A 24,175-nucleotide genomic window follows, 5' to 3' on the forward strand; every position below is an offset into this window, starting at 1 on the left:
TGGAAGGGCCATCGCTCAACGGATAAAAGGTACGCCGGGGATAACAGGCTGATCTGAGCCAAGAGTTCACATCGACGCTCAGGTTTGGCACCTCGATGTCGGCTCATCGCATCCTGGAGCTGTAGCAGGTTCCAAGGGTCCGGCTGTTCGCCGGTTAAAGCGGTACGTGAGCTGGGTTTAGAACGTCGCGAGACAGTTCGGTCTCTATCTGACATGGGCGGAGGAAATTTGAGGGGTCTTGACCTTAGTACGAGAGGACCGGGTTGAACGAACCTCTAATGTACCGGTTATCCTGCCAAGGGTAGCGCCGGGTAGTTACGTTCGGAAGTGAGAAACGCTGAATGCATCTAAGCGTGAAACACTCCCCAAGATGAGATTTCCCAGGCCATAAGGCCTCTAAAGGGTCCTGGAAGATGACCAGGCAATAGGCTGGGTGTGGAAGCGTAGCGATACGTGGAGCTAACCAGTACTAATCACCCGTGAGGCTTGACCATTATTTTTCTCTGCATTCAATGTGCGGAGCGGTCGGGCAAAACTACCGTTTGCAGGATATTCAATTGGCTCCGCCGTCGCCGTCGGGCGTCGGCGGCACAGGCTCTTTGACATCGTCTGGGACGATCCTCGATCACGCGCCGGTATCTTGCGCGTCTACCGGGGAACCCCAGGCACACACTTTCCCGGTGGTCATAGGAGAGAGGTCACACCCGTTCCCATTCCGAACACGGAAGTTAAGCTCTCTACCGCCGATGGTACTGCGTGGGAAACTGCGTGGGAGAGTAGGTCACTGCCGGGATTTATGCACCAAAAAAGGCCGTCGCGCGTGCGACGGCCTTTTTTATTTGGAAATCTGGAAATCTGGAAATCTGGAAATCGGGCGATCTGAATGTGGAAGCCCGCCCTGGCGGCGATCGCCCTCCTGCTCCTCACCGCCGCTGACCCCGACCGCCCCGCCCCGGCGCTCAAGCCGCTGGCCTTCAGCATCCTCGAGGACTACGACAAGGGAGACGACCTCGCAGACGTCGCGCGTGACTTCGCGCTGATGCGCGACATCGGGGTGCGCACCTGGCGCGGCAGCTTCGGCTGGGACGACTTCGAGCCCGAACGCGGACGCTACGACTTCGACTGGCTGCACCGGTTCGTCGCCCTCGCCGCCGCGCGCGGCATCACGCTGCGTCCCTACATCCGGCTACACGCCGGCATGGGCCGCCGCCGGGACCGGCCAGGACGGCCAGGCCTGGAACCAGCCGCCCGCGGATCAGCGCGCCTGGCGCGCCTTCGTGTCCGCGCTCGCGCGCGAGCTGCGGCACCATCCCAACGTGCCCTCGCTCGAGATCTACAACGAGGAAAACGTCGCGCAGTGGTGGGACGGATCGCGCGACGACTACACCCGCACGCTGATCGCCGCGAGCCGCACCGCGCGGGCGCAGCGCCGCTTCCAGATCCGCCACGGCGGTCTCGTGTTTCCCGACGTCGAGTGGATGGAGGACGTCTGCGCACAGCCCCCCGCCCGCGCCGCCTTCGACATCGTTCCCGTGCACGCCTATCCCGAAAGGATCTGGCTCCCGGCGGTCATCGGCGACGCGCCGAACTACCACCTCGGGATCACGCGCGTCGATCGCTCACCCAAGCTCGCCTACCGCACCGTGAGGCGCCTCGTGGAGCTCGTCGGATCCGGAGGCGTGCTGATCGCCGGGAACGCCGCCGCGGTGCAGCCGATCGTGGACGCGGGCGAGCTGCATCACCGGACGTTCGTCCGCGCCGACGGCACGCGCCTGTCCTTCGTCTGGAACCAGACCGCGGATCAACGGGTCCGCGTCACGCTGCGCGGCGCCGGCACGATCGCCGAATACGGCCTCGACGGATCGCTGCAGCCGGACGCTCCGGTCTCGCCCTTCGAGACGACGCTCGAGCGCGGGGTTCCGCGCGTCTATCGCTGGGCGGCTGCGGGCGAGCGGTAGCGCCGCGCGCGCGGCAGATCGAGTAATCTGTGGCGCTCATGCCGCCCACGACGCGCGCCCCCGCCGCCGGCACCTGGCGGAGGCGTCTCGCGCTCGGCCTCGAAATCCTCATCGTCGTCTACGCCGCGGCGCTGCTCCTCTTTCTGGCGGGTGTCGAGGACCTCGGCTTCGCGACGATCAGCCGCGGCGAGAAGCCGCTGCTGATCCTGCTGATCGCGATTCCCTTGCGAGTCACGCTGGGGGGATCGTCCTGGCTGCTGGAGCGCGGCCGCGGGATGCTCCGCGACCCTGCCGCGCTGCGCGCCGCCACCATCGATCGGGTGCCGCCGGCCGTCCTCGACCCGCTGTTCGCGCTGGCCGTCATCCGCGTCGGATCGATCTTCGTCGGTTTCGTCGCCAACGTGGTGTTCCCCCCGTGGCGGCTGCGCGCCATCGAGATGCCCTTCCGCCAGTCGAAGTTCTTCGAGATCTTCGCCGCGTGGGACTCGGGCTGGTACTTCGACATCGCGAGGCGCGGCTACTACTGGAACGCCGACGGGCAGAGCAGCATCGCCTTCTTCCCGCTGTATCCGATGCTGATCCGCGCCGGCGCGTGGCCCTTCGGGGGGAGCGACCATGCGCTGTGGATCAGCGCGATCAGCATCTCGGCGATCGCCTACTTCCTCGCCCTCGTGGCGCTGCACCGCCTCACCGAGCGCTGGTCCGGCGATCGCGAGGTCGCCCGGCGCACCGTTCTCTACCTCTCCATCTTTCCCTTTGCGCTGTTCTTCACGCGCGTCTACGCCGAGTCGATCTTTCTGCTGACGAGCGTCATGGCGGTGAGCCGGGCGTGGGACGGCCGCTGGTGGCGCGCCGGCGCGTGGGGCGCGCTGGCGACGCTCGCCCGGCCGAACGGCATTCTGATCGCCGTCCCGCTGGTCCTGCTCGCGCTGCGCGATCGTCCGGGCGTGCCGGCGCTGGCGCGCCGATCCGTTCCCCTCGCGCTCCTGCCCGCCGCGCTCGGCGGATTCTGCCTGTTCGCGTACTCGCTCTCCGGCGATCCGCTCGCCTGGCTCCACGCGCAGTCGCAGTGGGGATACACGCTCGGGCATCCGCCGTGGCAGCTGCTGCTGTCGCTGCTCGGACGCATCCTCAAGCACGGCGCCTACGATTACTTCTTCCTGTCGCCGATGGCGCCGTTCCGGCTGTTCCACGGCGTCGCCGCGCTGCTCTTCCTGGCGCTCACGCCGGCGGTGTTCAAGCGGCTGGGGCCGGCGATGGGCGCGTACGTGCTCGTGAGCCTGCTCGTGCCGCTCAGCGGCAATGCGCTCGAGGGAGTCGGACGCTATGCGGCGGTGCTCTTTCCGGTGTTCATGATGCTCGGCGGACTGCACTCGCAGCGGCTGCACGAGGCGCTGTTGATCGTCGCGGCGCTGCTGCGCTCGCTGTTCGTGATTCTATTCGTGACCCTTCGACCGATCTATTGATCGTGCCGCCGCCGGCGGACGATCGGGACGAAGCACGAGCACGTGGCCGGCCGACTCGGCCGACTCTTCGATGGTGATGCCGTCGCGCATCAGGTCGCCGCCCCGGGCGGATCCGAGAACCAGACCGTTGGCCCGGCTGATCGTGTAGATCGCCTCGGCAGTGAGGCCGCGCGGCTGGACCGCCACCGCGGGAATCGCGCGGTCCTGTTGAAACGCGAAGAGCACCGCCTCCCCGGTCGACGCCGACAGTTCCTCGAGGACGTCCCACGCCGGACCGCCCTCCGGCTCGGCCTGCGCGCTGAGCAGGATCGCGCTCGCCTCGCGCTGGATGTCGCGGATCGACTTGTAGATGCCGATCTCACGCGCCATATCGAACTGATCGCCCTCGCTGAGCTCCGCCGCGCGATACGTCAGGCCGAGGATGCCGGGCATCCGGCTGCGCAGGTACAACCCGAGATCGGGCGCCCCCGACAGCGGCTCTCCCGCGTGGCTGATCGCGAACGAGAGCAGGTACGCCGGCGGAAAGAACGTCGTCAATCCGTGGAGGTTGTGCCGGACGTGGACCGACGGGCCGGTGCGATCGTCCATCCACCCGACGTCGCTGTAGCGCAGCAGCCCGAAATCGGCGCGATTCCCGCCCTGCGAGCAGTTCTCGATGAGCAGGTTGGGATATCGATCGCGCAGCGCCGCCAGCACTTCGTAGAGCCCCTTCACGTGCCAGAAGTTGCCGTCGCTCGCCGCGTGGCCGTGACCGCTCCGCGTGCAATTCACCCAGGAGTTGTTGTCCCACTTCAGATAGTCGGCGTTCGACTGATCGATCAGCTCCGAGACGCGTTCGAACACCCACTCGCGGGCCGCGGCGCTGGCGAGGCAGATCTGCGGGTTCCTCGACGAGCCGGGGTTGCCGTTGTTGGTGGCGAGCCAGGACTGCTGCGCCAGGCCGGGTCGTCCGACGGTGCTCTGATCGACGCGCTCGGGCTCGACCCAGATGCCGAAGCGGAGTCCCAGGTCGTGGGCGTAGTCGCTCAGCGGGCGCAGCCCCTCCGGAAACTTCACCGGATCGACGCGCCACGTTCCCAGACCGGCATCGAAATCACTGCCTCGTCCGGCGCCGGCATACCATCCGGCGTCCACGACGAAGAGCTCGACGCCGTTGGCCGCCGCGTTCGCCATCTCCTCGCGCATCGAGTCCTCGTCTATCTCGGTGCCGTAGGCGAACCAGGTATTGCTCGTCACCAGCGGCTGGAACGGACGTCCGCCGCGCACGCCCTGCATGACGAAGCCGCGCAACGCCGTGCCGACGTCACTGCGATCGCCCGGCGTGAATCCAAAAAAGCCGTGCGGCGTCTCCAGGGGCCGTCCGCCGTCCACCGCGACCGTGACGTTAGGCAGGGTGGCCGAGAACCGCGTCACGCCTGCACCGACTGCCTGCGCCTGGATCTGCCACGACCCGGACCAGGCCAGCCCGCCGAAGAACTCCTCCTCGCGGAGGTCGGCGGCAATCATCGGCAGGTATTGCTCCGTCGACCGATTCCGTTCAATCAGCGTGAGCGGCGACACCGAGTCGACGCGCTGCGTCCTCAGCGAAAACGCGTCCTCGACGGGCGCCCCCGCGGCGTCGCCGCGCAGGCCGTGGCTGTAGTGCACCAGCGTCGCCGGGACCGTGATCTCCCAGATCTTCATGTTCCCGATGGTCACGGACGACGAGCCGGTGGCGCGGTACGTTGTCCAGGCTTCGATGGTCGGCGACGGCTCGTAGCAGGCGAACGTACGTTCCGCGATGACCGGAGCCCGCGTCGAGCGGAAGGTGAAAACCAGGCGGCTCGCGGTGTCGCTGGCCTGGTGGTCGACCCCCTCGAGAATCCAGCCGGCGGCGCTTGCCCCAAGCGCGGCGGTCGTTCCGTTCACCGTGGCGCCGCTGGTCGCCGTCTCGCCGACGGTCAGCGTCGCGCCTGTTTGAGGATTGACGATGCCGCTGACGAGCAGCCCGTCGGCCGACAGGCGGAGCGTGGCCTGGATGCGGCTGTTGCCAATGGTCCAGGTTTCTTCGGTCGAGACGCGATCGTGGGAGGACACCGCCGCGATGACGAGCGCGGCCAGCAGCCCGATGGTTGAGCGCGCGCGGGATCGGGTTGCATCGTTGACAGACGGCACAGCCGCCATCAGTATAGCGGCCAGCCATGAGAACTCGACAGGCCGGTGTCTGGTTGCTGGCGGCGATATTGACGAGTTTCGCGCAGGCTGTCGAGGCGCAGACGCCGATCAGCGAGAGTGCCTACGTCACGGGAGGCACGTTCGTGGACGTGAAGCGATTCTCCGGCGACCCGACGGAGAGCAGGCTCGACGGCACCGCCACCGGCGCCACCGTCGCCGTCGGGACGTCGATTGGCTCCCGGTGGGACCTGCAGCTTGGGCTGGACGTGACCGGATTCAGCCGCACGCAGCGTCCGCGCAACGTCACGTTTCAGCGCGAAACGATCACGCTGACGTCGGTCGCGGAGAATCAGGTGCTGTCGGTGGCGACGCTGCTGCGTTTCCGCTCGGCGGCCCACGGGCGCCTCCGCCTCGGCTACCTCGGCGGACTCAGTTTCGTGCGGCTCCACCGCCGGTTCCATACCGATGCGCCTGACGGCACGCCCGCAGGGTTGATCCCGCGCCCCGACGAACGCGTCGACTACAGCGCCGCCCCGACCGTCGGCATCGACGCGCGCATCGCGGTGACGGAGCACCTGTCCGTGATTCCCGGCATTCACGCCTGCGTCTTCCGCTTCGCCGACGAGAGCGGGCTTCTGGTTCGGCCCCGCGTCGGGATCAGGTGGGCGTTCTGAAGCATTTCCCATGCGGTTGACGGCTGCGGCATTGGCGGCGGCTCTTGCGGTCGGATCGGGCGCGCAGGCGCCGGTCCCGGCAGGCAGAACGACGGCGCTCGTCGGCGGGACGCTGATCGACGGTTTCGGCGGCCCGCCGATCCAGAACAGCGTCGTCCTCATTGCCGGCGAGAAGATCGCCGCCGTCGGCCGCGTCGGCCAGCTCGCCGTTCCGCAAGCGGCGGAGGTGATCTCGACCGAAGGCATGACGGTGCTCCCCGGCCTGTGGGACATGCACGTGCACACGATGATCGTCGGGCACGCCGACTACGGCCACTGGGACAAGGCGTACTTCAACCAGTTCGAGTCGGTGATCATGCCGGCCGCGGCGAAGCAGCTTCTCTCCGCCGGCGTGACCAGCGCGCGCGACCTCGGCGGTCCGCTCGAACAGAGCATCAGCGTCCGCGATCGGATCAACAGCGGCAGGATCCGCGGAGCCACGCTCTACGTGTCCGGCCCCTTCATCCAGCACGAGCCCTACCCGAACACCGAAGCGTATCGTTGGGGCGTCAAGGGGCCCGACGACGGCCGCGCCAAGGTCAAGCAGATCGCCGCCGCCGGCGTCGACGTCGTGAAACTGATCGACCAGGATCAGATGACGATGGACGAGGTGCGGGCGGTGGTGGAGGAAGCGCACCGCCACGGCAAGCCGGTGATCGCGCACTCGCATCGCCCGGAGGAGATCCGCGTCGGCCTGCGCGCCGGTGTCGACGGCTTCGAGCACACCGGCCTCGCTACCGCTCCGGCCTATCCCGACGACATCCTGGGGATGATCCGCGAGCGGACGGGGAAGATGAGTCTCGGCCCTTTGTTCTGGACGCCGACGATCGAGGGGCTGCTCAACTACGAATACCTGCGCGACAATCCCGAGGCGCTGGACGACCCGGCGTGGCAGGCGGATCTGCCGGCGGCGATCGTGGCGGACATCAAGAAGTCACTCGAGCACGTCGACCGGCTGCCGTACTTCCAGCTGACGGCGGCGCGGCGCCCGACGCTGGCGCACAAGTTCAAGCAGCTCCGCGAGGCGGGGGTGGTGCAGCTGATAGGCACGGACAGCGGCATCCCGATGAACTTCCATACGCACTCCACCTGGCGCGAGCTCGACGCGTGGGTCACGGTGCTCGGCGTCGACCCGATGACAGCGATCCGCGCGGCGACCTACTGGCCGTCGGTGGCGATGAACGTGGACGCGAGGGTCGGCACGGTCAGTCCGGGCAAGGACGCCGACGTCATTGCCGTCCGCGGGGACGTGCTGCGCTACATCTCGCTCCTGCAGCGCGTCGACGTCGTCGTCAAGCGCGGCGTACGCTACAAGTAGGCGGCGGCCGAGAGCCCGAGTCCGCGTCGGGCGGCATTCTGTGCTGACGGATTGTGCCGTCCGAGTTCGACAGGAAAGGTACTTCGGGTGACAAAACCGTGATCGCGCGCCGGCGGGAAACGCCGCGAACAACGGGCATTCGCGCGATCGACCGCGGTACACCGCTTGCCAATGTCGCGCGGCATGCAGAACGCAGCGCGTAAGGGATCAACCCTCGTCATCCGCGGAGAGATTACGGCGCAGGAAGCGCTCACGATTGCCGGCCAGGTCGACGGCACCATCGACGTCGCCGGGCACATCGTGACCGTCGAGGAAGGGGCGGTCGTCGCAGCCGACATTTCCGCGGCGGCCATCGTGGTGTGCGGCAGGGTGCAGGGCACGTTGGCGGCGGCTACCCGGATTCACCTCCAGTCGGGCGCCGAGGTTCAGGGCAGTCTGAACGCGCCGCGGCTCGCCGTCGAAGACGGTGCCGTCGTCCAGGGGAAGGTGCTCGTCGAAGGACAGGAACGCGCCACAATGGTGGCGTGATCCATGTCGGCACCGCGGGGTGGAACATCCCGCGCGCCCACCGGGGGCGCTTTCCCGAAGCGGGATCTCAGCTGCAGCGGTACGCCGCCCGCCTGAACGCCGCCGAGATCAATACGTCGTTCTATCGCCCGCACGCCGCCGCCATCTACGAGCGCTGGTCGGCTGCGGTACCGGCGGGATTCCGCTTTTCCGTGAAAGTCCCCAAGGCGATCACGCACGAGCGCGGGCTGACGCGCGCCCGCGATCCGCTGGTGCGGTTCCTCGACGAAATCGCCGGCCTCGGCCGGCATCTCGGCCCGCTGCTCGTGCAGCTGCCGCCGTCGCATGCGTTCGAGTCGCGGCGGGTGGGGCGCTTCCTCGAGCTGCTGCGATCGCGTCACGATGGCGCAGTGGTCTGCGAGCCGCGGCATGTCACCTGGACGACGAAGACGGCGGAGGCGCTGTTGAAGAGGTTTCGCGTGGCGCGCGTGGCGGCGGACCCGCCGCGCGCCGCGGGACTGGAGACGCCGGGCGGGTGGACGGGGATCGTCTATTACCGCTGGCATGGATCGCCGCGCCCGTACTTCTCTCCCTACTCGCTGGAACAATTGCGCGCCCTCGCGGTCAAATTGTCCGGATGCGCGTGCGACGCCTGGTGCGTCTTCGACAATACGGGCTCGGGATCCGCCGCAGGCAACGCGCTCGACCTGCGCCGCCTGGTTGCGTGAGGCGCCGGTTCGCGATCCCGTGCGCCGTCGTCGTTGCCGTTGCCATGCCGTCCGCCGCGGTGCGGGCGCAGGCGCAAGCGCCGGCCGCGCCGGCCGCCGCCGTCCTCACCTACCGCATCGAACCGCTGCCGAAGACGGCGGCGGAGCTCGACAAACGGTTCACGCCGGCGCAGATCGAACTGCTCGAGATGCTCAATCGGCGCGATCGCGAGCATCTCGTTCGCGCCGATCCGCCGGTGCCGGGGCTGATCGTGCCCGAGGCGTGGAGTCCCGATCCGCTCGCCTACAGCCCGTTCCCGGCGACGTGGCCGGCGGCGGAGGCGCATCCGAAGGTACTCCTCGTCCATCAGCCGGTGCAGGCGTTCGCCGCCTACGAGTACGGGCGTCTGATTCGCTGGGGACCGGTCAGCACCGGCCGCAAGGAGACGCCGACGCCGGAGGGAGCGTTCCACCTGACGTGGCGGGCCCGCAGCCGCCGATCGACGGACAACGAGAACTGGCTGCTCGAGTGGTACTTCAACTTCGTGAACGCGCGCGGCGTGTCGTTCCATCTGTTCGACCTGCCCGGCTATCCGGCGAGCCATGCGTGCGTGCGGCTGCTGCTGCGCGATGCGCAGTGGCTGTACGGGTGGGGAGAGCAGTGGACGCTGGATGAGTCGAAGCGCACCGTGACGACCACCGGCACGCCGGTCGTGATCCACGGCAGCTATGGGTACGGCAGCCCGGCGCCGTGGCTGTCGCTCGACACCCTCACCGTCCCCCTCGGTCTCCCTGCGCTGTCTATCCCCGGGGCCAGGTCTGTAAACCGGCGCTCCGGGGTGCCAGGTCTGCAGATCGACGCTTCCGGTGCCAGGTCTGCACAACGGCCTTGACGGTGCCAGGTCTCCGGATCGGCGTCGGAAGGTGCCGGGTCTGCGGATCGGCCTTGATGGTGCCAGGTCTGTGGATCGGCGTCGGAAGGTGCCAGGTCTGCACAACGGCCTTGACGGTGCCAGGTCTGAGACAGGCTTCGAAGTGTCAGGTCCTGTGGTTGTCCCGGGCTTGCCCGTTTGCAGACCTGGCACCCCGGTCTGCCAGTTTGCAGACCAGGCACCCCGGTTCGCCCGTTGGCAGACCTGGCACCCCGATCTGCCCGTTGGCAGACCTGGCACCCCGGTCTGCCCGTTGGCAGACCTGGCACCCGGCACCTGGCACCCGGTGGTCAGGAGGGGGAGGCGGCGGTCGTCGGCGGCTCCTTGCGGAGCGACTCGGGCAGGTAGCGATCGATCAGCCAGTCCGGATAGCCCTTGCCCTTCGGTCCGGACAGCGCGTCCCGCGCGATCTCGTAGGTGTAGCGATCGTCGGGCGCTGCCTGCTCCAGCACGGTTGCCGCTTCGTTGAGCAGCGCGGTCCGGCGTTCCTGCAGCGTCGGCAGGTCGATCGCGTCCTCCTGCATCTCGGCGAGCAGCGCGCGGTACTTCTCGCACACCACCCATAGCTTCGCCGCGCTGATCCGGTGGCCGTACATCAGCGGCTGCTGACTCAGCGCGACGTATGCCGCGCAGCACCCGAACAGGACGGCGGTCAGGATCGCCGTCGCCTTCTGCCAGCCGCTGCCGCCTTGCAGCGCGATCGTGCCGGTCGTCGCCGCCAGGCCGGACAGCGTCAGGAGCACGATCTTGCCGTATGAGTTCCAGCGCGCGAGACGGGCCGCGGCTTCCGCGTGCCCTTCGTACGCCGCAAGCACGCTGGCGAAGCTGAGACGGACGTGATCCACGATCGAGATCTGGAACATGCGGAGGCGACGAGGCAAGGTCCGCGCCAGCTCGAGCATGCGTAAATTCAAGTGTTTCCGTGTGTTCCGACGATTTTCGCGCGTCCAGCGCGTATTCGATCCGACAGCCCCGTGAAAATTTGGGGTGGTTCAGAAGCGGATCAGGAGCCCGATCGACGGGCCGATCGCCTCGATGTCCGGGTTGCGTGAAGAGCCCTTGATGCCGTTGTTCGAGATGTGGACCAGCTGCAGCGCGGACACGAGATGGACGCGCGGATGGACGCGGACCATCGCGCCGCCGCCGCCGATCGCGACGTAGTTGAACCGCGTGCCGCGCGGCGGCGTGGCCAGCGCGGTGTGAGAGACCCCGAGATCCCCCTGCAGAAACGCGGACCATCGTCCGCGCGTCACGAGGCGCGCCCGCACGCCGATGGTCAGGCCGAGGACGACGGCGTCCTGCGATCGCTGCGAGACGTAAATGAAGCGCTGCTGCATGCGCAGGGCGAGCCCGTCGCGCAGCCCGTAGACCACTCCCTGATCGAGGCCGTACAGCTCTTCGTGCGAGATGTTGTAGTTCCACGCTTCGAGCGCGGCGATCGCCGCGGTCTCGAAATGCCACGCGCCGCGGGCGAAGGGATCGAGCGAAGCGGGCTCGGGCCCCTGCGCCCCGACACGCGCGGCGCAGGCGAGCAGCAGCAGGGCGTGGAGTATCGTAAGCCGAATGCATTCTGCCGCGCGCGTCGTCGCGCTCGCCGCGCTGCTGTGGATGGGAGTGCCGTGGGGCGGGCGCGCCGTCTGCGCGCAGGGAAGCGTCACGCTGCGATCCGACATCCTGTTGTACGGCGACAACACGGAGTTCCGCAACCCCTTTCGCGAAGGGGAGACGATCTTCGGCGCCGCCGCGCGCGTGTTCGCGGACCTGCGGCTTGGACCGGCGGCCGCGATCTCGCTCGGCGTCTTCGGCAAGCAGCGATTCGGCGACGAGCGCGCGCTCGAGCAGGTGCGTCCCGTGATCGCGCTGACGGTGGGCGGAGGTCGATCGCGCTTCGTCTTCGGGACGCTGCCGGCCGCCGATCCGGCGCGCCCGATGGGACCCGATCGCGGCGGACCTCACGGACTGCTGCCCGCGCTGCAGCGCGAGACGCTTGCCTTCGAGCGCGCCTACGAGCCGGGTCTCGCGTGGCGGTACGCCGGCGATCGCCTGTCGCACACGCTCTGGCTCGAGTGGCAGCGGCTCAACACCGCCGCACACCGCGAGCGCTTCGACGGCGGCGTCGAGGGACGCGTCTCGTTCTCACGACAGATCGCGGTCCCCTTTCAGCTGCACGTCGTGCACGAGGGGGGACAGCAGTTCGCGTCCGGTCCGGTGACGGACTCGGCAGCCGGGGCGCTCGGCATCGCGTTCACGCGCGGGATCGTCGAGCTCGAGTGGTACGGTCTGGCCGGAAAGTCAGTGCCGGATCGCGAGCGCCCGAGCGACGATCGCAACGGGCGCGCGTGGCTGGCGCGGGCCGCGGTGGAAAGGCAAGGCTGGCGGGCGCACGCGCTGGTCTGGCGCGGCCGCGACTTCATCAAGGACGAAGGGGACGCGAACTACGGGTCGCTGCGGCGGGACGGCCACCGCTATGGCGGAACGCGTGACTACGCGGAAGCGGGTCTGGCGCGGCGGTTCAACGTCGCGCCCGGTGCGGTGATGGAAGTCTCCGGCCGGCTTCACCGCACCGAGCGCTTTTATGAATACTCGTATCGCGTGATCGCGATCGCGTCGGTCAGAACCCCGCTCGGTAAGTAATCGTCTGTCCGGGGCGGATGAACACGTCGAACGCAATCGCTCCGTAGTTGTCGTCTTCTACCTCAATACGATGCGGACCCGCTTCCAGGTTCAGATGCTGGAAGATGCCGTCGAAATCGTTGACCAGGCCCACGTAGTACCCGTCGGCGAACACGCGCGCCCAGCGCGGCGCATCGGTGATCCGCAGTCCGCCATACGGACGCCCGGGGATCGGATCGTAGTACGCGCGCGGCGTGTAGCCGTACGGATAGTAGCCGTCGGCGCCGTAGATCACGCCGATGCGATAGCTCGGACGATAGACGTACGGGCGATACGGAATCACGCGCACGACCGTGGGACGAATGATCCGCGGCGTGTAGCGGCGAGGCACCGCGCGGCCGTAGCCGTAGCGCCGCGTATCGTAGCGGCCGTCGTAGCGTCCGTTGCCGGGGCCGCGGTAGGTGCGGGAGTCGCGATCGTAGCGCCCGTCATCCCGGCGAGCCTGCGGCGACGGCTGAATTGGCGCCGGCCGCACGGGACGGGCTTCGGGTTGCGCGTCGCGCGGCGCCTCGGCGCGCGGCCCCTGGCCGCGCGGCACCGCGCGATCGCGTCCGGCCCGCTCCGGCGCGCGGGCGCCTTGTTCCTGGTTGCCGTTGGCGTCCGGACGCCGCCGTCCGGCCCGCTCCTGGGCCAGGGCCGGGGACGCGACGGCCGCGGTCAAGGCGAGGATGGTCAACACTCTGAGTGCCATGGGGGTCTCCTGCCAGCCTCGTCCGCAACGGCTGTGCCAATGGTCGCGCTTGATTTTGCTGATGCAATTCGCGATGCGACGGCGGCGTGCTCTGGCCAGAGGACGGAGAACCGAGGACGGCGTCCTTGCGTCCGCAGAAACCCGGCGCGGCAAGCTGACGTAGACTGGCGCGCACAGCCATGAAGCAGCCCACGTTCATCGTGCTCTCCGCCGCTCTGGCGGCAAGCGTTCTCCCCGTATCCGCCCAGCAGCCGCAACAACCACAGGCTCCGCCCGCAGCCGCGGCCGCCCAGCGCCCGCAGCCCAGGATGGATCCCGAGCGGGCGCGCCGGCTCTACGTCAGCAACGATCCGGCGGACCACGGCGCCGGCGTGAACTTCGATCGGCAGATGCAGGCCAAGGCTGAGACCGATCGCCGCTACGCCGAGGTCGCCAAAGGAGTGGTGGACTTCGCGAAGGTCACCTACCGCAGCAGCGTCGGCGATCTCGACATCCCGGCGTACCTGTTCCAGCCGCTGCAGAAGCGCGGTCCGAAAGGGCATGCGGCTCTGATCTGGGTCCACGGCGGCGTGCACGGCGACTGGTCGATCGCCATGTGGCCGTTCGTCAAGGACGCCGTCGCCCGCGGCTACGTCGTCATCTGCCCCGAGTACCGCGGCAGCACCGGCTACGGCCGCGAGCACTACATGAAGATCGACTACGGCGGCTACGAGGTGGACGACGTGATGAGCGCGGTGGATTTCCTGAAGACGGTGCCGCACGTCGATCAGGACCGGCTCGGGATGATGGGATGGAGTCACGGCGGCTACATCACGCTGTTCTCGGTGTTCCGCGAGACCACCCCGATCAAGGCGGCGGCGGCAATCGTGCCGGTGACGAACCTGATATTCCGGCTGTCCTACAAGGGACCTGGCTATCAGTCGAGCTTTTCTACGCAGGAGCGGATTCGGGGGCTGCCGTTCGAGAAGCAGGACGAGTACATCAAGCGCTCGCCGCTGTATCACGTCGATAAACTGAAGACGCCGCTGCTCGTGCACGTCGCGACCAACGACGAAGACGTGAACTACGTCGAGGATCAGCAGATCGTCGACGCCCTCCGATCGCGCAAGCCGGAACTGGCGGAGACGAAGACCTACGTCGATCCGGCGCCGTGGGGCCCGAGCGTCGGCCACGCCTTCAGCCGCCGGGTCGATCCCCAGACGCTGGAGCGGGTCGACTCACCGGAACAGATCGATTCGTGGAACCGGACGTGGGTGTTCTTCGAGTGGCATCTGCGGCCCTACGAAGACCGCTCGAAGCCGGCGCCGCCGGTGCGGGTGAGATAGACACCGGCGAGGCCGGACTCACGGTTTCAACGTCAGCTTGTACTTCGCCGCGCTCTCAATCGCCTTCGCCGTGAACGCGAGCGGGAAGTACTGGTTGTCCGCCCACATCCTCAACAGGTTGTCGTAGAACGGGCTGCCCGGCTGGCCGGACTGGCCGGGGACGTTGATCACGAGCGATCGATCCCAGTCCGCGACGTCGAAGATCTCCCGGTACGACGCGCCGTCGGCGGCGACGGTGCCGGCGCCGCCGCCGCGCTCCACCGGGCCGAGATCGAACACGCGCAGCAGCGGGTGCCTGAACGCGCGCGTGTGCATCCGGCCCCAGGTGCGGTCCGGGCTGCTGCTCGCCTGCGCCATCGCCTGGAGCCGCTTCTCGGCCTCTTCACGCGTCGACGGCGCGGGCGCGCCTGCCGTGCCGCGACCCCGGCCGCCGCCATCGCCGCCGCCGCGCCACGTCTCGTACAGCGCTGCCGCACGGCTGCCGCCGGCGTACACGCCGTCCCATGCGGCAATCTCCGCGCGCAGGCGTTCGACTGCGGGGTCCTGTGACGTCCATCCGCGGAACAGCGGCAGATCCGCGATCGCGCGCAGCGACAAGGCGTCGTGCTGCATCCGTTGGTGATCCTCCAGCGTCAGCTTTGCCGGAGGCCCGTCGAGCATCTGCCGCAGGCGGGTAATGCGCTCGAACCGCGTGTTCGCCGTCTTGAACATGAGCGGCGGCGAGTACCCGGGCGGATTGATGTTGTGATTGGCGGTCGCGATGTAACCGCGCTGGGGATTCAACTCCGATGGCAGATCTTTCCTGAACCCTTGCCATTCGTACCGCCCGGCGCCGGGCACGGGCAGCCGGCCGTTCCAGCCCTTGCGTGCCGGCGACAGGGCAGCCGGGCGCCACGAGATGTTGTCGTCCACGTCGCCGCAGATCAGATTCTCGGTCGGCGCCTTCCAGTGCATCGCGGCGTCGAGGAACTCGCGGCAGTCCTTCGCCTGGGAGAGGCGCAGGCCGGCGAGATACGGCGCCGTGCCTGGTTCGGCGGCGGCGCGCCGCACGGCGTAGGCGAGACCGCGCGTCGAGTCCTCATGGAAGATCGGACCGTGGCGGCTGTATTTCAGTTCGACGGCAATCGGATCGCCGCCTTTGACGCGGATGGTGTCCTTCACGATCCTCAGCGGCTCCCACCGGCCGTCGAAGCGAACCTCGTTCCGATTCGCGGGATTCACCGACTCCACATAGACGTCTTCCTGATCGGTGCCGACGATCGTGAGCCCCCACGCCACCCGCTCGTTGTGGCCGATCGCCACGCCCACGAACGGCGGCTCTCCCGCCCCGGCGACGTTCCAGCCCGGCGCCCGCAGGTGGACGATGTAGCGCAGGGACGGGTTCGTCACGTCACGATGCGGATCGTTGGCCACGACGGGATGGCCGGTGGCCGAACGTGACTTGCCGACCACCCAGTTGTTGCTGCCCGGCTCGCTCACGGCCGTGTCGTCGCGGCGGTCGGTCGCGGAGGGCCGGTATTGCGGCAGCGGCTCCAGCGGCGGGTTTGCCGGCACGCGTGCGGCGGCGATGACCTCCTCCGAGATCGCCGCGGGGTCGAAGCCATCCGGAACGACCAGGGTGTCCGGCGGATCGGGGTTGCGGAGGCGGTTCGCTTCGGCCGCGCCCAGCCGCGCCACGTTTCGCGCCAGCTGCAGCTCCGCCGCGGCGTCGCCGAACGACGGCGGCCGCAGCACGAGCTGTTCGATCGTCCACGGCTCGGGGACGATCCCGGTGACGACGAATTCGATCGGCAGCCGGTCCCGGTGTGCCGCGATGAACGCATTCACGCCGTTGACGTAGGCCGTGAAGATCCGGCGTGCGTCCGGGTGATAGCTGGTCCACTCCGAGTCGTCCATCGGACCGCGGTACTTGAGCAGCCGCGTCACGCGATCGCGGGGCAGGGCGGCCGGACCGACGACTTCCGCCAGCCGCCCCTCCGCGGCGCGGCGCCACATCTCCATCTGCCACAGACGGTCCTGCGCCATGACGTAGCCCTGCGCGAAGAACAGATCGTCGGCGGACTGCGCCGAGATGTGCGGCACGCCCCACCTGTCGCGCACGACCTGCACCGGCGCCTTCAGGCCCGTGACCTTCAGCTCGCCCTCGATCTGCGCCAGCCTGGCCGCGGCAAGCGTTCGGAGATCGCTCGAGTTCTGCGCGGCGAGTGCCGCCGCTGACAGCGCAACCGCCGCTGCAAGCCACCTCATACCGAACCTCGCTCCTCGAACCTCGAGCCTTCACTTCTTAGCGAGCAGCTTCTCCATCTCGTCCATCACCGCGTTCATCTTCTTCAGCGTCAACTGCAGCGGCTCGCCCGTCGTCATGTCGACCCCTGCGTCCTTCAGCAGGTCGATCGGGTATTTCGATCCGCCGGCCGAGAGAAACGTCAGGTAACGCCTGGTGGCGGCGGCATCGCCGGCGAGGACCCTGGAGGCCAGCGCTTCGGACGCGGTGAACGACGTGGCGTACTGGAAGACGTAGAAGTTGTAATAGAAGTGCGGGATGAACGCCCACTCGTGGGCGATGTAGTCGGGGACGCCGCAGACGTTCTTGTCGTGCCCGTAGTACTTGCGCGTGATCTCGAGATAGAGCTTGTCCAGCGCCTCGCCGGTGATCGGCGCCCCTTTTTCCGCCATCTCGTGCATCCGCAGCTCGAACTCGGCGAACTGGGTCTGGCGGAACACGGTCCCCTTGATGTTCTCGAGATAGCTGCCGAGCAGCGACAGCCGCGTGTCGTTGTCTTTGATCGTCTTCAGCATGTAGTCGTTGAGCAGCGCCTCGTTGAACGTCGAGGCGACCTCGGCGACGAAGATCGGGTAGTTGGCCAGATGGAACGGCTGCGTCTTGTTCGACAGGTAGCTCTGCATCGTGTGGCCGAGCTCGTGCGCCACCGTGCTGACGTCGTTGTACTTGCCGTTGAAGTTGATCAGCATGTAGGGGTGGACGTCGTAGGCGGCGCCGTTCGAGTACGCGCCGGAGCGCTTGCCGTCGTTCGGCAGCAGGTCGATCCACCGGTCGTTGAACGCGCGGCGGACCGCGGCGACGTAGTCGGCGCCGAGCGGCGCCAGCGCCGCGAGGATGTGCTTCTCCGCCTCTTCGGGCGTGTAGGTCAGATCGGCGGACGCCACCAGCGGCGCGTAGAGATCGTAGTACTGCAGGTCGGGCAGTCCCATCATCCGCTTGCGCAGCTGCAGGTAGCGATGGAACGTCGGCAGCCCCTGGTTCACGCCGTCGACCAGGCTCTTGTAGACCGGCGCCGGCACGTTCGGCCCGTCGAGCGCCGAATCGAGCGCGGTCTCGTACTTGCGGGCGTTGGCGTAGAACAGGTTCGCCTGCACCTGACCGTTCAGCGTGGTGCCGAAGGTGCCCTTGTAGCGGCCGAGCGCGTTGAAGAACGCGTCCATCACCTTCTTGCGATCCTCGCGGTTGGGCACGCCGCGATAGAGGCTGAAGGCCGAGGAGTCGAGCTTCACCGATTTCCCGTCGCTCAGCGTCACCGTGGGATACGGGAAATCCGCGTTCGACAGGATGTTGTAGGTGGACGACGAGGCGTTGGCGACGAGCGAGGAGGCGGCGAGCAGCTTCTCCTCCGCGTCGGACAAGGTGTGCGGCCGCCGGCGCTGGATGTCGTTGAGATAGTGCGTGTAGGTCTTGAGGCGCGGTTCCTTCGCCGTCCAGCCGTCGAGCGTCGCCTTGTCGATCTTCAGGATCTCGGGCTCGATGAACGCGACCTGCTGGCCGAAGCCCGCCGCGACCTGCTGCATCTCCTGCTGCATGCCTTGGTACTTGCTGACCCGGGTGTCCTGATCGGCAAGCAGGCTGGCGTAGAGATAGACGCGCTGCAGATCCTTGCTGATCGCGTTCGCGGCATCGAGCGCATCGGCCAGCCGCGCCGGTGACGATCCCAGGGTGCCCTGGAATGCGGCGATCTTCGGAATGCCGGCGGTGAGCTTTTCCTTGGCGGCCCGCCAGGCCTCTTCACTCGCATAGAGGTCGGCGACGTTCCACTTGTACTTATCGGGAATCTTCGCGCGGTCGCGTTCCTGCCCGGAGGCGACGAGCGTGAGCGAGAGAACGGCGGCGGATGCAAGGGCGGGAATGCGGATGTTGCGCATTCCCGCAGGATAGCTCAGGTAGCCGACGCCCGCGGCTGGCGCACCGCGTCGATGATGAGCTCGACCAGGCGCGCCGGCTCCATCGCGTTCAGGATCGCCGGATCTTCGTCACTCAGCTCGTACCGGCGGATGATGTTCACGAGGTGCCAGCCCGCCAGCGCGGAGAGCTGCCGCCGCAGCAGCGCCTCCCCCTTCCGGTAGACGGAGAACGGGTCCAAGACGCTCTCGGTCGTCGGGCTCGTCCCCGGTGAAGGAGCGGGACCGTCGAACAACGGCGGGAGGACCTCCGGCGCGACCGGACGGACCAGCGGTTTGAGCGCGCGATGCAGCGCCCCTTCGAGATACACGTACGTGAGACCTGTCGCCCAGTATTCCAGATCGCGGCGATTGGGCTGTGTCGTCTCGCGCGACGACCGCACGGGTTCGCCGTTCCCGAGCGGGAGGAATTCGATCCAGCCTTGCCAGCGGCCGTCGGGCATCTCGGAACCGCACGCACGCGCCGTGTAGTTCTTCCCGTCCTCCGACGTGATTGCCTCCGCGAATTCCAGCAGTACTTCAGCCAACACGACCTCCGTCCGCGCGGATTGCAAGAGATCGACCAGCCGGAATGCTAGAGCTTCACCGGCCGCGCGCTGCGCGCCGATTCGTACAACGCCGACAGCGTCGCGACGGTTCGGCGGGATTCGGCGAGCGATACGCGCGGCGCGGCGCCGTCGAGCACCGCCGCTTCCATGTCGGCAATCTCACCGGAGAATGGCGGGGCGGAGGGAAACGGAAGAATCTCGCGCTCGTCCCCGCTGGTGAGGATCAACCGGCTGAGGTCGTCCGTGCGGAACGGACGCTCGACGCGAAGCGAGGCGTCGCGGCCGACGACCTCCATTTCGGCGCGGAACGGGCCGACGAAGCCGCAGTCGAACTGCGCCACGCCGCCGCCGGCGAAGCGCATCATGCCCGAGAACTCGAGATCGATGCCCGTCGCCGACGTCTGCTGCCAGCCGAACACCTCCTGCGGGGGCGCTGCTGCCAGCATGCAGCTGTAACTCACGGGATAGCAGCCGACGTCCCACAGCGAGCCTCCGCCGAGCGCGGGATCGAACCGCACGTCCCCTTCGCGGGTGAGCGGAAACGTGAACGCGCCCTTGAAGCTGCGGACTTCCCCCAGCCGGCCGCTGCCGACGACGGTCTCCACGGCGTGCGTGAGCGGCTGATGACGGTACATGAACCCTTCCGTCGCCACTCGTCCGGTGCGGGCGGCCGCGCCGGCGACGCGATCGACCTCCTCGACGCTGAGCGCCAGCGGCTTCTCACAGAGCACGTGCTTGCCTGCCTCGAGCGCCCGGATCGTCCATTCGACGTGCAGGCTGTTGGGCAGCGGGATGTAGACGACGTCGATCTCCGGATCGTCGAGCAGCGCCTCGTACGATCGCGCCACGCGAGGAATCTTCCATTCGGCGGCGTAGGCGCGTCCCCTGTCGATCGAGCGTGAGGCGACAGTGGTGAGCCGGCTGCGCGCCGAGGCGCGCACGGCGGGGATGATCAACCGGTTGATTCGTGCGGTGCTCAGCAGAGCCCAGCGCAGCGTCATCTGATTCGCACGATACCGTCGCCCACGCGCTCGAACCGCTCGAAGACGGCGGGATCGTGTCCCGGGACGATCAGCCGCGGACTGGATGCGAGCGTGCGCACGCGATCCTGCGCCTTGACGTTGCTGCCGGCGTCGAGGGTCTGCGCGATGGCGGCGCGCTTGTCGAGATTCTCGTAGAGATACACGTTGTCGGAGGTGAACACCGCCGTTCCCGCCGGCGTCGCGGCGCTGACGTACTGTGACGCGAACGTGTGCCGGCCTCCCGTGTAGGCGCGAATCCCGGGCAGGATCTCCCGATCGTCGCCCTCGACGAATCGCAGCCGCCCGTCGGTGTTGATCTTCAGCAGCGCCGCCATGTCTTCGGCGTCGACGCCGCCGTGCGTGTTGCGGGCGTGCCACGCGTCGCCGGTGTAATAGCGATACTCCTCGCGCTGGATCCAGACGGTTGCCTTGGGGAACAGGTCCGCGCCGTCGACGTGATCCCAGTGCGCGTGAGAGATGATGATGTCGGTGATCGCCTCCGCGGGAACGCCCGCGGCGGCAACCGCCGCGGCCGGCGACCGATGGTCGCGCGGCTTCCACTGGTCGAGGAACTTCTGGCGGTAGAACCCGGCGTCGATCAACACCTGCCGCCCGTTCGATCCCTTGAGGAGCCAGACCATGACGGGGATGTCCAGCCGGCGCGCCGGGTCGGCGCCGGCAACCAGGCTGGACACCGGAAACGCAGGTAGTATGCCGAAGCGAACGGCGAACGCCTCGTAGGTCACCGCGCCCGGCGTCTGCGTCGGCCGCGCGGCGTGCGCGAACAGCAGACAGCAGAGGACGATCGATGTCCGGATCATCGCCGGAGTATACGTCGTGATCATCCGCGCCGAACGCGTCCTGCTCCCGGCGGGCATCGCCGCCGCCGAGATTCACGTGGACGGGGGCCGCATCGTCCGCGTGCGCACCCTGGGGACGGCAGGCACCGCGGGCGGCACCGTGCTCTTCCCTGGCCTGATCGATCCCCACGTTCACGTCAACGAACCCGGACGCACCGACTGGGAAGGTTTCGCGACCGCGAGTGCGGCTGCGGCCGCCGGCGGGATTACCACGATCGTCGACATGCCGCTCAACAGCGTGCCGGCGACGACGGACGTGCGCGCGCTCGAGTTGAAACGCCGCGCGGCACGTGGCGCGCCGGTCAACGTGGAGTTCTGGGGCGGCGTGGTCCCGGGGAACGGCGAAGCGCTCGATGCGCTGGCGGACGCCGGGGTCCGCGGCTTCAAGTGTTTTCTGTCGCCGTCGGGGGTCGACGAATTCGAGCACGTCACCGAGCGGGACCTGCGCCTGGCGCTGCCGGTTCTCGCGCGCCGCGGCCTGCCGCTGCTGGTGCATGCGGAGTCGCCGGCCGCGCTCGTGGCGGTGGAACCTGCCGCGGATCCCCGGCGGTACGCGACCTGGCTCGCCTCGCGCCCCGCGCAGGCCGAAGTGGACGCCATCCACTTGCTGGTGACGCTCTGCCGCGAGTACCGCGCGCGCATCCACGTGGTCCACGTGGCGGCGGCGGATGGGCTCGATCTGATTGCGGCCGCCAGGAAGGAACGGCTGCCGCTGACGGCGGAAACCTGTCCGCACTACCTCACGTTCTGCGCGGAGCAGATCGCGGACGGCGACACGCTGCTGAAATGCGCTCCGCCGATTCGCGGCCGCGCGCATCGCGACTCGCTGTGGCGCGCGCTCGACGAAGGGGTGCTGGATCTCGTGGCCACGGATCATTCGCCGTGTCCGCCGTCGATGAAAGGGGATGGGGATTTCGTCAAGGCCTGGGGCGGCATCGCGTCGCTCGAGCTGTCGCTCGCCGCGGTGTGGACGGCCGCCGCGGCGCGGGGCTGTCCGCTCGAGCGGCTCGCCGGCTGGCTCTGCGCCGCGCCGGCGCGTCTCGCCGGTCTGGCCGACCGCGGCGTCATCGCGGAGGGGATGCGCGCGGACCTCGTCGAGTGGGATCCGGACGCGGCGTTCGTCGTCGACCAGGAGGCGCTGCGGCAGCGCCACAAGCGGACGCCGTATCACGGGCTGCGGTTGCGCGGCCGCGTGCGGCGCACCTGGGTCGGCGGCCGGGTCGTGTATGGTGATGCGGGATGAGCGAGTTCACGCACCTCATCGATCTGGCGTCCGCGCGGCTGGGCGGGCAGGCGATCGCCGCCAATGACGACTTCTTCGCCGAGAAGGAGAACCTGATCAAGCCGGAGCCGCCGGTCTTCATTCCGGGCAAGTACACGGATCGCGGCAAGTGGATGGACGGTTGGGAGTCTCGCCGCCGCCGCACGCCCGGACACGACTGGTGCATCGTGAAGCTCGGGGTGCCCGGTGTGGTTCACGCCTTCATCGTCGACACGGCGTTCTTCACCGGCAATTATCCGACGCACTGCTGGATCGACGGGTGCGGCCTGCCCGAAGGGGCGGATGCGGCGGCGCCCGATGTCGAATGGCATCCGGTGCTCGCGCGCAGCGAGTTGGGCGGCGACACGCAGAACACTTTCACGCTTCGGCTGAATCCGCGCAACGAGCGGCGCTTCACGCACCTGCGCCTCAACATCTTTCCCGACGGCGGCGTGGCGCGGCTGCGCGTCATGGGTGAATCGCTGCCGGACTGGTCGCGCGTGCTTGCCGGCGGCAAGGCCATCGATCTCGCGGCGGCGATCCACGGCGGCTACGTGGTGGACACCAGCGACCGGTTCTACGGGGAGCCGCGCAACATGCTGATGCCGTACCGCGCCGCCAACATGGGGGACGGGTGGGAGACGAAGCGGCGGCGCGGTCCGGGGCACGACTGGGCGATCGTCCGGCTGGGGCTCGAGGCGGCGGTCGCCGGCGCGGAGGTCGACACCGCCCATTTCAAGGGAAACTATCCCGACAGCGCCTCGATCGAGGCGGCTCTGATCCGCGACGAAGGCAAAGGGGTCTCGGCGGACGTGGCGGCACGCGCCATCGCGCACTGGGCGATGCTGCTGGCGCCAACCAGGCTGCGGGCGGATCACCGGCACGTGTTCGGTCCGGACGTGGCGCCGAACGTCGTCGCCTCGCACGTGCGGCTCAACATCTTTCCCGATGGCGGCGTCAGCCGGTTTCGCGTCCACGGCGTCCCTGTTGCGGAGGCGCGGCGGGCGGCGGTGCTGCGGCAGTTGAACGCGATGGACGCCCCCGAGCTGCGTGCGCTGCTCGCCGACTTCTGCGCCGCCCCGGCGTGGATCGAGCGTGTCGCGCTGGCGCGCCCGTTCGCGTCGGCCGATGCGGTGTTCGCGGCGGCGGATGCGGCGGGGGAGGGGATTTCGATGGACGACTGGCGCGAGGCCTTCCGGCACCATCCGCGCATCGGCGAGCGTGGGGCGGAGAAGCGTCAATCGGACGCGGCGCGGGCGATGTCCTCCGAGGAGCAGCAGGCTGCCGCGGCCGCCGAGGCGCCCGAGCGCGCCGCGCTGGCCGAGGCGAACCTGCAGTACGAGCAACGCTTCGGCCACGTGTTCATCGTGTCGGCGGCGGGCCGGAGCGCCGGTGAGATTCTCGCGCTGATCCGTCAGCGGATGCCGAACGATCCCGCGGCGGAGCTGGCGATCGCGGCAGCGGAGCAGCGCGCCATCACGCGTCTTCGTCTCGAACGGGTGCTGGGGTGACGATTTCCACGCACGTCCTCGACACGTCGCTCGGGCGCCCCGCCGGTGGTGTGGCAGTCGCGCTGATGAAGCAGCAGGGGGCGGTGTGGATCGAGGTGTTCACCGGCGCGACCGACGCCGACGGCCGCGTTCCGCCGCTGCGCGACGTCGCGACGGCGACGGGGTCGTGGCGTCTCACGTTCGACGCCGGCGCCTACTTCGCGCGCCGCGGCGTCGAGTCCTTCTACACGGTCATCGCCATCGACTTCGTCGTCCGGTCGCCGGACGCGCACTATCACGTGCCGCTCTTGATCAGTCCGTTCGGCTATTCGACGTATCGCGGCAGTTGATCGAACCTC

At 68.3% G+C, this 24,175-nt stretch carries 21 protein-coding genes and 2 rRNA genes; 14 read left to right on the top strand and 9 right to left on the bottom strand.

Annotated elements, in window-relative coordinates; translation table 11 throughout:
• From VFK57_02510 to VFK57_02525, 4 genes are all read left to right on the top strand, one after another.
• Positions 1-494, top strand: a 23S ribosomal RNA gene (locus VFK57_02510); the annotation flags it as partial.
• Positions 495-676: 182 nt separating this feature from the next.
• Positions 677-793: ribosomal RNA gene (gene rrf, locus VFK57_02515) — 5S ribosomal RNA — on the top strand.
• 484 nt (positions 794-1,277) lie between these two features.
• On the top strand, positions 1,278-1,958 hold the full coding sequence (locus tag VFK57_02520) for a hypothetical protein (GenBank protein ID HET7694553.1): 681 nt from the start codon (positions 1,278-1,280) through the stop codon (positions 1,956-1,958).
• 38 nt (positions 1,959-1,996) lie between these two features.
• Positions 1,997-3,424: a mannosyltransferase family protein gene (locus VFK57_02525; GenBank protein HET7694554.1), complete on the top strand. Its 1,428-nt coding sequence runs from the start codon at positions 1,997-1,999 to the stop codon at positions 3,422-3,424.
• On the opposite strand, the gene VFK57_02530 is transcribed toward VFK57_02525, so the two are convergent.
• Positions 3,395-5,578: a glycoside hydrolase family 36 protein gene (locus tag VFK57_02530; GenBank protein HET7694555.1), complete on the bottom strand. Its 2,184-nt coding sequence runs from the start codon at positions 5,576-5,578 to the stop codon at positions 3,395-3,397. The two genes, VFK57_02525 and VFK57_02530, sit on opposite strands and share 30 nt — an antisense overlap.
• Before the next feature lie 26 nt (positions 5,579-5,604).
• On the opposite strand from VFK57_02530, the gene VFK57_02535 reads away from it, so the two are divergent.
• From VFK57_02535 to VFK57_02555, 5 genes are all read left to right on the top strand, one after another.
• Complete coding sequence (locus VFK57_02535; GenBank protein HET7694556.1) at positions 5,605-6,252, top strand: hypothetical protein; 648 nt, start codon at positions 5,605-5,607, stop codon at positions 6,250-6,252.
• 10 nt (positions 6,253-6,262) lie between these two features.
• Complete coding sequence (locus tag VFK57_02540; GenBank protein HET7694557.1) at positions 6,263-7,609, top strand: amidohydrolase family protein; 1,347 nt, start codon at positions 6,263-6,265, stop codon at positions 7,607-7,609.
• A gap of 183 nt (positions 7,610-7,792) precedes the next feature.
• Positions 7,793-8,137, top strand: a complete 345-nt coding sequence (locus VFK57_02545; protein HET7694558.1) for a polymer-forming cytoskeletal protein — start codon at positions 7,793-7,795, stop codon at positions 8,135-8,137.
• Positions 8,134-8,844 carry a DUF72 domain-containing protein gene (locus VFK57_02550; GenBank protein ID HET7694559.1) on the top strand — a complete coding sequence of 237 codons (711 nt, stop codon included), beginning with the start codon at positions 8,134-8,136 and terminating at the stop codon, positions 8,842-8,844. The genes VFK57_02545 and VFK57_02550 overlap by 4 nt, the downstream gene beginning before the upstream one ends.
• Positions 8,841-9,716 carry a L,D-transpeptidase gene (locus tag VFK57_02555; protein ID HET7694560.1) on the top strand — a complete coding sequence of 292 codons (876 nt, stop codon included), beginning with the start codon at positions 8,841-8,843 and terminating at the stop codon, positions 9,714-9,716. Before VFK57_02550 ends, VFK57_02555 begins: the two co-directional genes overlap by 4 nt.
• 329 nt (positions 9,717-10,045) lie before the next feature.
• On the opposite strand, the gene VFK57_02560 is transcribed toward VFK57_02555, so the two are convergent.
• Together VFK57_02560 and VFK57_02565 are read right to left on the bottom strand one after the other, a co-directional pair.
• Complete coding sequence (locus tag VFK57_02560) at positions 10,046-10,657, bottom strand: SLATT domain-containing protein (protein ID HET7694561.1); 612 nt, start codon at positions 10,655-10,657, stop codon at positions 10,046-10,048.
• 90 nt (positions 10,658-10,747) lie between these two features.
• Complete coding sequence (locus VFK57_02565) at positions 10,748-11,413, bottom strand: hypothetical protein (GenBank protein ID HET7694562.1); 666 nt, start codon at positions 11,411-11,413, stop codon at positions 10,748-10,750.
• Between VFK57_02565 and VFK57_02570 the strand changes: the two genes are divergently transcribed.
• A complete protein-coding gene (locus VFK57_02570; protein HET7694563.1) occupies positions 11,364-12,389 on the top strand; it encodes a hypothetical protein in 1,026 nt (341 codons plus the stop codon). The genes VFK57_02565 and VFK57_02570 overlap by 50 nt on opposite strands.
• Here VFK57_02570 and VFK57_02575 read toward each other — a convergent pair.
• Positions 12,367-13,119: a hypothetical protein gene (locus VFK57_02575; protein HET7694564.1), complete on the bottom strand. Its 753-nt coding sequence runs from the start codon at positions 13,117-13,119 to the stop codon at positions 12,367-12,369. The genes VFK57_02570 and VFK57_02575 overlap by 23 nt on opposite strands.
• Before the next feature lie 179 nt (positions 13,120-13,298).
• Here VFK57_02575 and VFK57_02580 point away from each other — a divergent pair, with 179 nt between their 5' ends.
• Positions 13,299-14,444 (top strand): alpha/beta fold hydrolase, encoded by a 1,146-nt coding sequence (locus tag VFK57_02580; GenBank protein ID HET7694565.1) that lies wholly within the window; start codon positions 13,299-13,301, stop codon positions 14,442-14,444.
• A gap of 18 nt (positions 14,445-14,462) precedes the next feature.
• On the opposite strand, the gene VFK57_02585 is transcribed toward VFK57_02580, so the two are convergent.
• Genes VFK57_02585 through VFK57_02605 form a run of 5 tightly spaced genes read right to left on the bottom strand, consistent with a single transcriptional unit; the run spans position 14,463 to position 21,026 of the window.
• Positions 14,463-16,691: a penicillin acylase family protein gene (locus tag VFK57_02585; GenBank protein HET7694566.1), complete on the bottom strand. Its 2,229-nt coding sequence runs from the start codon at positions 16,689-16,691 to the stop codon at positions 14,463-14,465.
• A gap of 30 nt (positions 16,692-16,721) precedes the next feature.
• The gene (gene pepF / locus VFK57_02590) at positions 16,722-18,599 is read right to left on the bottom strand and encodes an oligoendopeptidase F (GenBank protein HET7694567.1); all 1,878 of its coding nucleotides are present in this window, start codon (positions 18,597-18,599) and stop codon (positions 16,722-16,724) included.
• A 14-nt stretch (positions 18,600-18,613) separates the two neighbouring features.
• Complete coding sequence (locus VFK57_02595) at positions 18,614-19,162, bottom strand: hypothetical protein (GenBank protein ID HET7694568.1); 549 nt, start codon at positions 19,160-19,162, stop codon at positions 18,614-18,616.
• Between the two features lie 47 nt (positions 19,163-19,209).
• The gene (locus VFK57_02600) at positions 19,210-20,184 is read right to left on the bottom strand and encodes a Gfo/Idh/MocA family oxidoreductase (GenBank protein HET7694569.1); all 975 of its coding nucleotides are present in this window, start codon (positions 20,182-20,184) and stop codon (positions 19,210-19,212) included.
• The gene (locus VFK57_02605; protein ID HET7694570.1) at positions 20,181-21,026 is read right to left on the bottom strand and encodes an N-acyl homoserine lactonase family protein; all 846 of its coding nucleotides are present in this window, start codon (positions 21,024-21,026) and stop codon (positions 20,181-20,183) included. The genes VFK57_02600 and VFK57_02605 overlap by 4 nt, the downstream gene beginning before the upstream one ends.
• 16 nt (positions 21,027-21,042) lie before the next feature.
• Between VFK57_02605 and allB the strand changes: the two genes are divergently transcribed.
• The 3 genes from allB to uraH are packed head-to-tail and all read left to right on the top strand — an operon-like array spanning position 21,043 to position 24,166.
• Positions 21,043-22,308, top strand: a complete 1,266-nt coding sequence (gene allB / locus VFK57_02610) for an allantoinase AllB (GenBank protein HET7694571.1) — start codon at positions 21,043-21,045, stop codon at positions 22,306-22,308.
• Complete coding sequence (gene alc / locus VFK57_02615) at positions 22,305-23,837, top strand: allantoicase (GenBank protein ID HET7694572.1); 1,533 nt, start codon at positions 22,305-22,307, stop codon at positions 23,835-23,837. Before allB ends, alc begins: the two co-directional genes overlap by 4 nt.
• Entirely contained in the window at positions 23,834-24,166 is a 333-nt protein-coding gene (gene uraH, locus VFK57_02620) for a hydroxyisourate hydrolase (GenBank protein HET7694573.1), read from the top strand. Before alc ends, uraH begins: the two co-directional genes overlap by 4 nt.
• Positions 24,167-24,175 lie beyond the last annotated feature (9 nt).

The sequence above is a fragment of the Vicinamibacterales bacterium genome, assembly GCA_035699745.1.
In the GTDB taxonomy this organism is placed as follows: Bacteria; Acidobacteriota; Vicinamibacteria; order Vicinamibacterales; family 2-12-FULL-66-21; genus JAICSD01.

Excerpts from the sequence above, each read along its gene's own strand:
- VFK57_02525 (HET7694554.1), top strand. The coding sequence starts at position 1,997 with ATGCCGCCCACGACGCGCGCCCCCGCCGCCGGCACCTGGCGGAGGCGT.
- VFK57_02535 (HET7694556.1), top strand. The coding sequence starts at position 5,605 with ATGAGAACTCGACAGGCCGGTGTCTGGTTGCTGGCGGCGATATTGACG.
- VFK57_02540 (HET7694557.1), top strand. The coding sequence starts at position 6,263 with ATGCGGTTGACGGCTGCGGCATTGGCGGCGGCTCTTGCGGTCGGATCG.
- VFK57_02545 (HET7694558.1), top strand. The coding sequence starts at position 7,793 with ATGCAGAACGCAGCGCGTAAGGGATCAACCCTCGTCATCCGCGGAGAG.
- VFK57_02560 (HET7694561.1), bottom strand. The coding sequence starts at position 10,657 with ATGCTCGAGCTGGCGCGGACCTTGCCTCGTCGCCTCCGCATGTTCCAG.
- VFK57_02570 (HET7694563.1), top strand. The coding sequence starts at position 11,364 with ATGGGAGTGCCGTGGGGCGGGCGCGCCGTCTGCGCGCAGGGAAGCGTC.
- VFK57_02575 (HET7694564.1), bottom strand. The coding sequence starts at position 13,119 with ATGGCACTCAGAGTGTTGACCATCCTCGCCTTGACCGCGGCCGTCGCG.
- VFK57_02580 (HET7694565.1), top strand. The coding sequence starts at position 13,299 with ATGAAGCAGCCCACGTTCATCGTGCTCTCCGCCGCTCTGGCGGCAAGC.
- VFK57_02585 (HET7694566.1), bottom strand. The coding sequence starts at position 16,691 with ATGAGGTGGCTTGCAGCGGCGGTTGCGCTGTCAGCGGCGGCACTCGCC.
- pepF (HET7694567.1), bottom strand. The coding sequence starts at position 18,599 with ATGCGCAACATCCGCATTCCCGCCCTTGCATCCGCCGCCGTTCTCTCG.
- VFK57_02600 (HET7694569.1), bottom strand. The coding sequence starts at position 20,184 with ATGACGCTGCGCTGGGCTCTGCTGAGCACCGCACGAATCAACCGGTTG.
- VFK57_02605 (HET7694570.1), bottom strand. The coding sequence starts at position 21,026 with ATGATCCGGACATCGATCGTCCTCTGCTGTCTGCTGTTCGCGCACGCC.
- alc (HET7694572.1), top strand. The coding sequence starts at position 22,305 with ATGAGCGAGTTCACGCACCTCATCGATCTGGCGTCCGCGCGGCTGGGC.